We start from the raw sequence: 11,859 nt of genomic DNA, 5'->3' as shown, positions 1-11,859 counted from the left end.
CCGAGCTTTGCTGTGTTCTTCGCCCCTCTTCGAAAGCAAGGGCGCAGGGAAGGCCGGGCGCCGGCTGGCACCCGAAGTCCCGCGTGCGAAAGAAGCGCGCACGGGGTGGACGACAGGTGTTGCCGGTCGCCCGGCCTTCCCTGCGCGATGGTTTTCACGGTGTCCTTCGTGCTCTCCTCGGGGAGCGCTGCACTATTGCCCCCGTCGCCTTGCGGATTTCAGATGCGCGCGCCGGTTGGCCGCACATCACCACATGACTTGACGCACAGACCCCGGGCGTCAGGACCACACGACTTCTCCGTCCGCGCACATCTTCGCTGGGTTCTCCACGGCTGGCGTGCGCTCACCGTGCAGTCCATTCGAGGACGCTGTCAGCGCCGTGTCGTACCGCGCCTGCCGCTGCTCACGGTTTCCCGCCCTGCAGCTCCATCGCGCGCCGACGCCGTCGCGGCCACCGCATCCCGGCCCGCGTCTCGTGACGATCGCGAAACGCCCCTTGTGGCGGGCGGGATGCGGAAGGTTGTACGGCAAAACCGAACTTCTGTAAATACGAATATTTTGACGTGGGGCACTCGACCCAGCGCTAGCGTGTTTTGCTCGTCGGGCACCACAACGGATGGTGGGTGGACCGGCCAGGCCGCCATGAAATCCGGCCGTCAATTCGGACAGGGTTGCCCAGCCGCCGCCCACCTCGCCATATCCTTGACGTGATCCTCGAACGTGCCCGGCGGCGTCGAACGTCCCTCTCCGGGCGCCCAGCCTCGCGGAATGAAGCCGTTCAGCGAAGCATCGTGGCGCAAATGCTCGACGAGCCCGGCGGCATCGCGACCGCCATTGCGCTTGGGATCCTTCATCTGCGCGCAGATTTCCTTGCCGCTCTTGCCGAACCAGATGAAGGCCACCGGGGCAAGCTGCCAGTCGATGCCGGCGCGCGGCGGCGACGGCGCAGGCTCGTTCGCCTGGGTCGACGTCATGTGACAGGTCGCACACGGGACCGCCTCCGTGCCGATGCGGCTCTCGCCGCCGTGGATGTTCATGCCGTGCACGCGGGGCTTGGTTTCGCCGGCCAGGGTCCAGATCGGAATGGCCCTGGCATCGACATGGCAATTGGCGCAACGTGGATGCGTCACCACCGCTTCGATCCGCTTCCAGGCCTCAAGCCCCTCGACGCGGCTGACGCTGCCCCGCGGCAGCAAGTCCCTGGCCGCCAGCTTGGCCTCGTCTTTGGCGGCAACGATGCCCGTGACGGCGGACACGGCGACGCCCGCGAGAAGCAGCGCGATCAGCGATATCTTCATGGCCTGCCTCACACGAAATCGATGAACTTGTTGAAGGGCATTTCGCGGATGCGCAGCCCGGTCGCAGCGAAGATCGCGTTGGCGAGCGCAGGCGCGGCCGGCGGAACGGGCGGCTCTCCGACGCCCCTCACCTTGGGATCGTTCTCGAGCCCGCGAACTTCGATCACCGGGCACTGGTACATGCGCATGGCTTCGTGGTGATTGTAATTGGTCTGCTGCACCGCGCCCTTGGCGTAAGTGAGCTCGCAGTTGATGGCGTGGCCGAGACCCCAGACCACCCCGCCCTGCACCTGGTTCTCGAAATTGACGGGGTCGATCACCTTGCCGACGTCAACGGCGGCCCAGACCTTGTCGATCCTGATGCCCCGGTCGGTCTTGGTGACCTCGATGACTTCGGCAACCGGTGTGCCGAAGGACTCGACGAAGGCAACGCCCCGGCCTCGGCCGTTACCGAGCGGTCCCTTCCAGTCCGACATCTCCGCGAGCGTCTCGAGCAGCTTGCGGTAGTGTGGCACGGCGCACATCTCGATCCGCGCCTTCATCGGATCAAGCCCCGCCGCATGGATCAATTCGTCGATGAAGCTCTCGGTGAAAAAGCCGGCCGTCGAGGCGCCGACCGACCGCCACGTGGTGCTCGGCGACAGTCCCTGCGCCTCGTAAGTCGTGGCCCGGAAATTGGGGATGTCGTAGTAGACGTTCCAGAGGCCGGCCGCCAATTGAGCGTCGGGATCCTTCGAGGGGGCGCCCGAACGTTCGAGCAGCCCCTTGAGCGGCGCCGTCGAGGCCAGCTGCAGATCGGCCGCGACGATCTTGCCCTTGTCGATGCTGCCTCTGTGCCGGGCGAGCGCGATCTGCCGCGGAATGTCCTGGAGAAAATCCTCCTCGCGCGAGAACACCAGCTTGATCGGCGTGCCGCGCATCTGGTTTGCGATCTCGGCAAGCACACGTACGTTCTCGTACTCGAGACGGTGGCCAAAACTCCCGCCGGTCCACTGATTGTGGAAGGTGATCTGTTCCGGTTTCAGGCCGATCGCGGTCGCCGCGACATGCTGCACGAATTGAGGGCTCTGGTGGCCGACCCAGATCTCCATCCCCTTGTCGGTGACGAGGCCGATCCCGTTGAGCGGTTCGAGCGGCTGATGGGCGACGTAGGGCGCGCGATACTCCGCCTCGATCCGCTTGCCCGTCTTCAGGCCGGCTTCGACATCGCCGATCTTGCGCCATTCCTTGCCCAGGAACTCCGGCTTGAACGAGGATTGCAGCACCTTCCAATGGTCGGCCTGGTCGGCGGGGTACACTGAAGGCGCCCACTCGCACCTGACGGCATCGGCGGCCCTCATCGCGTACCAGCTGTTGGTGGCGATCACCGCAACGCCGTTCTTGATTTCGAGGATCTTCTTCACCCCCGGCATCGATTGCGCCTTGCTCGCGTCATAGGATTTCAGCGGCTGCCCCTTGTTGGGGTTCAGCTTGACGGAGGCGTACAGCATGCCCTCCATCTTCATGTCGATGCCGAACTTCAGCTCGCCCAGAACCTTGGCGCGAACGTCAAGGCGCATCATCGGCTTGCCGATCAAGCGCCAGGTGGAGGGATCGCGCGTCTGCGCATCGAGCACCGGAGGAATCCCGGCGGCGTCCGCCGCGAGCTCGACATACGGAATCTTCTTGCCGTCGGGGAGGATCACGTGCCCGGATTGGGTGCGGATGTCAGCCACCGCGACGCCCGATCGCTTGGCAGCGGCGGCCTTCAGCGTTTCACGCGCTATGGCGCCGGCCTTGCGGAGCTTCTCATAGGTGTCGGGGATCGTGCTCGAGCCGCCCGTCATCTGCATGCCGGACTTTCGAAGACCTTCGAGCGCCGCGGCGCGACCCGCCTCGGCCGCGGGGCTCTGATCCGCGGCGAGGAACGGCGCCAGTTCCTCCTTGAACCCGGTGTTGAAATAGGCGGGACTGGGACCAGCGAAGCGAACTTCGAACTGGCCGGGATCGAGGTCCATCTCCTCGGCTATCATGATCGGCTGCACCGAGCCGACGCCCTGACCGATGTCGGCATGCTGTGCGATCAGCGTGATCTTGTCCGGGCTGATCTCGACCCAGGGATTGAACGTCACGGAATTCGGCCCGAGGCCTGCGGTCAAGGGATTGTCGCCGGCGGCCGGTGCAGCCGCTTCAGCACCGCTGTAGGATCCGAAGGCGATCCCGCCTGCCATCGCGGCCGAGCCGAAGACAAACGCGCGGCGCGAGAGGTCCTGCATATGGCCCATATCACTTCTCCGCCATTTTCTTGGCTGCGGCCGCATGGATCGCCGCGCGGATGCGTGGATAGGTGCCGCAGCGGCAGAGGTTTCCCGACATCACCTGATTGATCTGCTCGTCCGTCGGTTTGGGGATCTTCGTGAGCAGCGAGATCGCCTGCATGATCTGGCCGGTCTGGCAGTAGCCGCATTGCGGAACCTGATGCTCGATCCAGGCCTGCAACACCGGATGCTGGTCCTTGTTGCTCAGGCCTTCGAGCGTGACGACCGATTTGCCGGCGACCTCGCCGATATGCGACTGACAGGACCGCACCGCCTTGCCGTCGATGTGAACGGTGCAGGCGCCGCATTGCGCGACCCCGCAGCCATATTTTGCACTGGTGATGCCGAGCTCGTCGCGTAACACCCACAACAAGGGCATCTCGGGAACGACGTCGACACGGTGCTTGGTGCCGTTGACGGTGAGCTCGATCATGTCGCTATATCCATTTGCGGATTGTTGAAACTCAGGCGCTTGAACCGGCGATCATCACGCAACCCCGCCCGATGCTGCCGCGCGATCTTTCCGAATCGCGCGGGTCGATCTTCGTGTCGCTTGTTGGCATCATGACCTCCGCTCCAGCTGCGGCGAACTCTGGCCCGGCATCGCGAGCGAACGATCATTTCATTCCATCAAAAATTGCGTTCCGATCGCGGCCACGCCGATGAGGAATTTCTCACAAGCGCCCGCAACGAAGTCCAGAGGCCCAGCGGTTAAATGAGGTAAAAGGCAGGCCGGGCAAAGACTTGGCAATGAGTAGACTTGGCAATGAGTAGACTTGGGAATGAGGCTGCGCGGCGTGCAGGGGATGCAGAGGACGGATCTCCGCAATCGCGACCAATGATCCATGGTGGGTAAGGACCGCTGCATCTGCGACGAGCAGAGAGCATTGTTGGGGACGATTGGTCGCAGGCGACGCCGGTTCCTTGCGCATTCACACGGAAATCTTGTGGAGCATGTTCAACACTTTCGCACCGCATGATAATTGCAGGCGATAATTGTAGTTGGATTGGTAATGATCAATGCGGCCGGCCACGGCGATACAACAACCGGACGTACGCCGACAGGAACTCACCTTCTCCTTCGGCCGATTCCAGCTGGTTCCCCGCCGCCAATTGCTTCTCCTCGATGGGCGCGCCGTGAAACTGGGCGGACGCGCATTCGAGCTGTTGCACCTGCTGATACAGCGTCGCGGCGAGCTGGTCAGCAAGGACGAATTGATGGAAGCGGCGTGGCCGGGCACGTTCCTCCACGACAGCAATCTCAAGGTCAACATGTGGAGTTTGCGGCGTTCGCTGGGTGATACCCAGACCGAGCCTGCCTACATCGCGACGGTGGCCCGCCGGGGCTACAGGTTCGTTGCGGACGTGCAAACGAGCATCGGTGAGATCGAGGAGCACCCGGCGCAGGCGGAACCGATCCCCGCCTCCCCGCCGCCGTCACGGCGCGGCATCGTCGGCCGCAGGGTCGAGATCGCCGATATCGCTCGTCTGCTGGTCGACCTCAGGCACCTGACCCTGGCCGGCGCGGGAGGGATCGGCAAGACGACCATTGCCGTTGCGGTGGCGCAGGCCATCGCGTCGCGATATCGCGACGGCGTCTGCTTCGTCGATCTCGCCACAATCTCGGACCCGACCCTGTTCGGCGCGGCGATGGTCACGGCGCTGGGCATCAGGGGCAATCCGGACAACGGCCTGACCGCGGTGCTCGACTATCTCAGGCAGCGCCAGATGCTCCTCGTTCTGGACAATTGCGAGCATGTGCTGCCGGCCGCCACCATGTTTGCCGGGAAATTCCTGGCGGACACCTCGCCTTCGAAGCTGCTCGCGACCAGCCGTGAACCGCTGGGCAACGCGACCGAGCACGTCGTGCGGCTCGGATCGCTCCCCGCGCCAGGCCCGGGCCAGGCGCCGACGACGGAGCAGGCGGTCGAATTCCCGGCGGTTCAATTGTTCGTTCGCCGCGCGGCAGAATGGTCGGACTACGAGTTCGTCGATGACGACTACGCGGCCATCGCCTCGATATGCCTTGCACTGGACGGCCTCCCGCTGGCGATCGAACTGGCGGCCGCCCAGATCCGAACGTTCAGCCCGCGCGAACTGCTGGATGCGCTCGATCAGAATCTGAGTTTTCGCGCACCAAGGGCCGAAGGCGCCTCGCCGCGCCATGAAACCCTGATGGCCACGATCGACTGGAGCTTCAGGCTGCTGCCTTTCAAGGAAGCCAGGCTGTTCGCCCTGCTCTCCGTGTTCAGCGACGCGTTCGAAGCCGAGGACGCGATTTTCGTGGCCGGAGCGGCCGGCCTCGATCTGGTCGACGTCGTCACCGGGCTCGGCAGTCTCGTCGCAAAATCCCTTCTGAGCGCGCAGTCCAGCGGGCGCGGCCTGCGTTACCGCCTGCTGGACAGCACGCGGCGTTATGCGACCGACCGGCGGCGCGCCGATCCCGCCTGCGAGCAAGCGCTCAACCACCACGCGCAGCGCATCCTTGCCCTGTTCGAGCAGTCCGAGGACGAGTGGAGCTGGCGTGAGCCGGCCGACTGGACCCAACGCTACCTTTGGCGCATCGGTGATCTCAGGGCCGCATTGTCGTGGGCCTTTGGCGAGGACGGCGATACCTTGCTCGGCATCAGGCTGACGGTTGCGGGGATCACCTTGTGGTCGGAGACAGCCATCCTGTCGGAGGCACAGGCGCGGCTGGCCTCGGCACTGGCGCTGGCCAAAACCATCGAATGCGACGACCTGCTGCGGGCGAAGCTCGCCTGCGCGCTCGGATGGAGCCTTTTCTACGCACGCAAACTATCCAACGAAAACGAGCTTGCGTGGCTCGATGCGATCGCCTTTGCAAGAGGTGCCAAGGACAACGACTATCAGCAACGCGCACTGGTCGGCTTCGCCTTCTACCTGCTGCAGATCGGTCATATCCCGCGTGCCACCGTCTATCTCGAGGAAGCGACCGGGCTCGCGGACCGCGACCGCAACCTGACATCGACGTCAGAAGCCGATCGGGCGCTGGCCTGGGCGCAAGCATTTGCGGGTGAATTGAACACGAGCCGCGCGGTTCTGGATCGTCTCGCGGCAACCCATTCGCTGGCCGAGGGCAGGTCTCGCAACGATGCCAACGAGGTCTACCGGTTCATCACCGTCCGCTTCAATCTGCCCTTCGTTGCGTGGATGCAGGGACAACCCGACACCGCGGCCAGGCTGGCCCGCGATGCCGTCGATGCGGCGGATCGCAGCGGTCAATGGGTATCCCAGTCGAATGCGCTCGGACTTGCTGCGCTCCCCATTGCGCTCGAAACCGGCAATTTGGATGCGCTCGAAAGCTACGCGGAACGGCTGCGTGGAAATCTCGAACGGGAGCGCATCTCCCGCTGGGTTCCGGTTGAGCGTTATTTCTCGGCCTGCCTCCGCGATCTCAGGGGCGATCCGCGCGCGGTGGACGATATCCGGGCCGCGATCGACGAACTGATCGAATGCCGCTTCCTGATGCGGATCGGCAGCTATCTCGCGGTGCTCGCCCGCGCGCTTCTCAGGCAAGGCCGGATCCAGGAAGCGCAGCGCACCATCGCGGAAGCGCTCGACTACCAGGAGCGGCAGGGCGAACGCTGGTGCCGTTCGGAGCTTGTGCGCGTCGATGCATCTGTCCTCTTCCATACCGGCGAGCCGGTGCGCGCCGAAAAGCGGCTGCAGCAGGCGCTTACCGAGGCCCGCAGCATAGGGGCCAAAACCTTCGAGCTGCGGATCGCCGCCGATCTGGCCGCGCACTGGATGGCGGCCGGCCGCAGACCAAAAGCCGCGCGCTTGCTCGCTCCAATCCATGGCGACTTCGCCGAGGGCTTTGAAACCCAGGACCTCATTGCCGCCTCACGCCTTTTGGCCGAACTGCAAGCCAACCCCTGACTGCGGCAGTCGCTGCTGTCGTGCGCTGCTACACCCGGGCGATGCATGGCTGGCCTACCGCAGTGTTCGCCGCGCCAGCTTTACGCTTCCCGAATTTCCTGATCCTCTCTTGCCAAGCGGCCGGATCAACCGGCCAGGCCTCGCCAGGGAGAGAGACGCCATGAAGCTCGGCACCGCCATTGCGGAAATCATGCGGCGCGAGGGGATCGAGATCCTCTGCGGCTACCCCGTCAACCATCTGATCGAGCACGCCGCCAAGGCCGATATCCGACCGGTGATGGTGCGGCAGGAGCGCGTCGGCATCCACATCGCGGACGCGATCTCGCGGGTGACGTCGGGGCGCAGCATCGGCGCGTTCTGCATGCAGCATGGGCCCGGCGCGGAGAATGCGATGGGCGGCGTCGCGCAGTGCTTCGGCGAATCCGTGCCGGTGCTGGTGTTGCCGATGGGCTATCAGCGCAGGCTGGCGCATATCGAGCCGAACTTCAATTCCAGCGAGGCGATGAAACCGTTCGCGAAATCGTCGGAGCCGATCATCCTCGCGGCCGAGGTCGCCAACATCTTTCGCCGCGCCTTCACCAAGCTGAAGAACGGCCGTGGTGGGCCCGTGATCGTCGAAATTCCCTCGGACATGTGGAACGAGGAGGTGCCGAAGCCGCTCGACTACACGCCGGTGCTGCGCACGCGCTATGGCGCCGACCCCGTGCATGTGAAGGAGGCAGCCCACCTGCTCGTCAATGCCAGGCGTGCGGTGATCTATGCCGGCCAGGGCGTGCATTACGCCCAGGCTTGGCCGCAGCTGAAGCGGCTCGCCGAGCGGTTGGCGATCCCGGTGACCACCAGCCTCGGCGGCAAATCGTCGTTCCCGGAAACGCATCCTCTCTCGCTCGGCTCCGGCGGCCTCGCGGTGCCGCGCGCGGTGCCGAAATTCCTCAGCGAGGCCGACGTCATCTTCGGCATCGGCTGCTCCTTCACCGAGACCAATTTCGGCATTGCGATGCCGAAGGGCAAGACCATCATCCATTCGACGCTGGATCCCAATCATCTCAACAAGGACGTCGAGGCTGCGATCGGCCTGGTCGGCGACGCCGGCCTCGTGCTCGACGCGCTGCTGGAGGAGATCGGCAAGACCGTCACATCCGATCGCGACGCCTCCGCCGTCGCGGCCGAGATCGCAGCCTCGCACAAGGAGTGGCTGGCGAAATGGATGCCGAAGCTCGCCAGCAACGACGCGCCGCTCAGTCCGTATCGCGTGCTGTGGGACCTGCAGCACACCGTCGACATCGACAACACCATCATCACGCACGATGCCGGCAGCCCGCGCGATCAGCTCTCGCCGTTCTGGAAATCGACGAAACCCCTCACCTATCTCGGCTGGGGCAAGACGACGCAACTCGGTTACGGTCTCGGCCTTGCGATGGGCGCGAAGCTGGCAAAGCCCGACAAGCTCTGCATCAACGTCTGGGGCGATGCGGCGATCGGTTTCACCGGCATGGATTTCGAGACCGCGGTGCGCGAGCGCATCCCGATCATGTCGATCCTTTTGAACAATTTCTCGATGGCGATCGAATTGAAGGTGATGCCGATCTCGACCGAAAAATATCGCTCGACCGACATTTCCGGCGACTACGCCGCGATGGCGCGCGCCTTCGGCGGCTATGGCGAGCGGGTGACCAAGCCCGAAGACATCATCCCTGCGATCAGGCGCGGCATCCAGAAGACGCAGGAAGGCATTCCGGTGCTGCTGGAGTTCATCACCAGCAAGGAGACGGAGGTGTCGCGGCCGGGAACGTGAGGCAAGCCGGACGCTGGCTCCGGCCGCAGGAGATGTGATAATCCGCCCCGGTGCCGCGCCTGTCGCGGCATCAAGCCGGATTGCAAATGACCGACCCTTTCCATGACGTCGCCGATGAGCTCGCAGCCGAGAATGCGCAGCTGCGCAGCGCGCTCGCGACTGCGCGGGATCGCCAAAGTGCCAGTGCCGAAATCCTGCGCACCATCGCGGCCTCGCCCTCCGATGCCCGGCCGGTGTTCGAGGCGATCGCGTCGAGTTCCAAACGCCTGCTCGACGGCTTCTCCGCCACCGTGCTCCAGTTCATCGGCGACGAGCTGCATCTCGTGGCCTACACGCCGACCAGCCCGGAAGCCGACGAAGGGCTGAAGGCGTCGTTTCCGCGCAAGATTGCGGAGTTTCCGACCTTTGCCCTGGTGCGTGGCGGCGAGACGATCCAGTTTCCCGACAGCGAAGCCGATGACGTGCCGCAGCTGAACCGCGATCTGGCGCGGCTGCGCGGCTTCCGCAGCGTGCTGTTCATGCCGCTGATGAACCGGGGCACGCCGGTCGGCATGATCAGCGTCACGCGCGCCGAGCCGGGTGCATTCGCGGCCGATCTCGTGCAGTTGCTGCAGACGTTTGCCGACCAGGCCGTGATCGCGATCGAGAATGCGCGGCTGTTCAACGAGACAAAAGAGACGCTGCAACGCCAGACCGCAACGGCGGACATTTTGAAGGTGATGGCAGCCTCGCCGTCCGACGTGCACCCGGTGTTCGACGCCATCGCCGCCAACGCCAACCGGCTGATCGGCGGCTTCTCCACGGCGGTGCTGCGCTATGTCGACGGCGCTGCGCACCTTGCCGCATTCACACCGACCGATCCTGCCGGCGATCACGTGCTGCAGGCCTCGTTCCCGGTACCGTTCGCGCAGTTCCCGCCCTATTCGCTCGTGGCCAACGGCGCGGCGGCGCAACTGCCCGATACCGAGCTTGAGCCGGCCGCGCGCGACATCGCCCGCGCCCGCGGCTATCGCAGCATGCTGTTCGCGCCCTTGATGAGCGAGGGCGAAGCGATCGGCCTCATCATCACGACGCGGCGCGCGACCGGCGCGTTTGCCGAGCATCACGTGCGGCTGCTGCAGACCTTCGCCGACCAGGCGGTGATCGCGATCAAGAATGTCAGCCTGTTCAATGCGACACAGGAGGCGCTGGAGCGTCAGACCGCGACGGCCGACATCCTCAAGGTGATCGCGGCCTCGCCCGCCGACGTCACGCCCGTGTTCCAGGCCATCTCCGACAGCGCCAAGGCGCTGGTCGGCGGACATTCGTCCACCGTCACCCGCGTCATCGACGGCATGCTGCATCTGGCCGCCTTCACCACGGATAATGAAGCCGGCAACGCCGATCTGCTCGGCTCGTTCCCCGCAGCGCTGACATCGTCGGGCATTCACAGCCGGGTGGCGACAAGCGGAGAATATGCCTTCCGCAGCGACATGCAGAACGAGCCTGATCTCACCGAGGCCATGAAGGAGCTGGCGCGGACGCGGGGCTATCGCAGCATTCTCGCGGTGCCGATGCTGCGCGACGGCATCGCGATCGGCACCATCGCCGTGACGCGGCCGCAAGCCGGCCATTTCCCGGACAAGGCCATCACCCTGCTCAAGACCTTTGCCGACCAGGCCGTGATCGCGATCGAGAACACGCGGCTGTTCAACGAGGTGCAGGACCGCACCAGGGAGCTCGCGAAGTCGCTCGACGATCTGCGCGCGGCGCAGGACCGGCTGATCCAGACCGAGAAGCTGGCATCGCTCGGCCAGCTCACCGCCGGCATCGCGCACGAGATCAAGAATCCGCTCAACTTCGTCAACAATTTTGCCGCGCTGTCCGCCGAATTGACCGACGAGCTGAACGAGGTGCTCGCGCCCGTGACGCTCGCGGACGACGTCCGCAGCGAGGTCGACGAGCTCACGGGGCTGCTGAAGGACAATCTCGGCAAGATCGTGCAGCACGGACAGCGCGCCGATTCCATCGTCAAGAACATGCTGCTGCATTCGCGCGAGGGCGGCGGCGAGCATCGGTCGAGCGATATCAACGCGGTGGTCGAGGAGAGCCTCAACCTCGCCTATCACGGCGCCCGCGCCGAGAAGCCGCAGTTCGATGTGACGCTGAAACGCGAGTTCGATCCGGCCGCAGGCTCGGCCGAATTGTTCCCGCAGGAGATCACGCGGGTGCTGCTGAACCTGATCGGAAACGGATTCCATGCGGTCGCCAGCCGCAAGGCGGAGACCGGGGCGGTGGGGTACGAGCCGGTCGTGACCGCCGCGACCCGCGACCGCGGCGACCACGTCGAGATCCGCATCCGCGACAACGGCACCGGCATTCCGGACGAGGTGAAGGAGAAGATGTTCAATCCGTTCTTCACCACCAAGCCGGCGGGCGAAGGCACCGGCCTCGGCCTGTCGATGAGCCACGACATCGTGGTGAAGCAGCATGGCGGTACGATCGACGTCGCGACGATGCCGGGAGAGTTCACCGAATTCACCATTGTGCTGCCGCGGAAGAGCAGCTTCCCGAACGGCGCGGGCTGAGC

At 64.8% G+C, this 11,859-nt stretch carries 7 protein-coding genes; 3 read left to right on the top strand and 4 right to left on the bottom strand.

The annotated features are described in order from the left end of the window. Positions 1-656: 656 nt before the first annotated feature. The 4 genes from IVB24_RS16770 to IVB24_RS16755 all read right to left on the bottom strand — a co-directional run bounded on the left by IVB24_RS16770 (position 657) and on the right by IVB24_RS16755 (position 4,846). Positions 657-1,298, bottom strand: coding sequence for a hypothetical protein (locus IVB24_RS16770; protein ID WP_247773802.1), 642 nt, complete (start codon positions 1,296-1,298; stop codon positions 657-659). Positions 1,299-1,306: 8 nt separating this feature from the next. Next, positions 1,307-3,562, bottom strand: coding sequence for a molybdopterin cofactor-binding domain-containing protein (locus tag IVB24_RS16765; RefSeq protein WP_247773801.1), 2,256 nt, complete (start codon positions 3,560-3,562; stop codon positions 1,307-1,309). A gap of 1 nt (position 3,563) precedes the next feature. Next, on the bottom strand, positions 3,564-4,028 hold the full coding sequence (locus IVB24_RS16760; RefSeq protein WP_247773800.1) for a (2Fe-2S)-binding protein: 465 nt from the start codon (positions 4,026-4,028) through the stop codon (positions 3,564-3,566). 584 nt (positions 4,029-4,612) lie between these two features. Continuing rightward, a complete protein-coding gene (locus IVB24_RS16755) occupies positions 4,613-4,846 on the bottom strand; it encodes a hypothetical protein (RefSeq protein ID WP_247774297.1) in 234 nt (77 codons plus the stop codon). On the opposite strand from IVB24_RS16755, the gene IVB24_RS16750 reads away from it, so the two are divergent. The 3 genes from IVB24_RS16750 to IVB24_RS16740 all read left to right on the top strand — a co-directional run bounded on the left by IVB24_RS16750 (position 4,733) and on the right by IVB24_RS16740 (position 11,857). Next, positions 4,733-7,495, top strand: a complete 2,763-nt coding sequence (locus IVB24_RS16750; protein WP_247773799.1) for a winged helix-turn-helix domain-containing protein — start codon at positions 4,733-4,735, stop codon at positions 7,493-7,495. The two genes, IVB24_RS16755 and IVB24_RS16750, sit on opposite strands and share 114 nt — an antisense overlap. Before the next feature lie 160 nt (positions 7,496-7,655). After that, positions 7,656-9,290, top strand: a complete 1,635-nt coding sequence (locus IVB24_RS16745) for a thiamine pyrophosphate-requiring protein (RefSeq protein WP_247773798.1) — start codon at positions 7,656-7,658, stop codon at positions 9,288-9,290. Between the two features lie 86 nt (positions 9,291-9,376). Continuing rightward, entirely contained in the window at positions 9,377-11,857 is a 2,481-nt protein-coding gene (locus IVB24_RS16740) for a GAF domain-containing protein (protein WP_247773797.1), read from the top strand. The last annotated feature ends 2 nt before the right edge of the window (positions 11,858-11,859 follow it).

The sequence above is a fragment of the Bradyrhizobium sp. 192 genome, assembly GCF_023100965.1.
GTDB classification, from domain to species: Bacteria; Pseudomonadota; Alphaproteobacteria; order Rhizobiales; family Xanthobacteraceae; genus Bradyrhizobium; species Bradyrhizobium symbiodeficiens.
The sequence above is the reverse complement of the archived record's forward strand: the minus strand, read 5'-3'. Positions and strand labels throughout refer to the sequence as shown.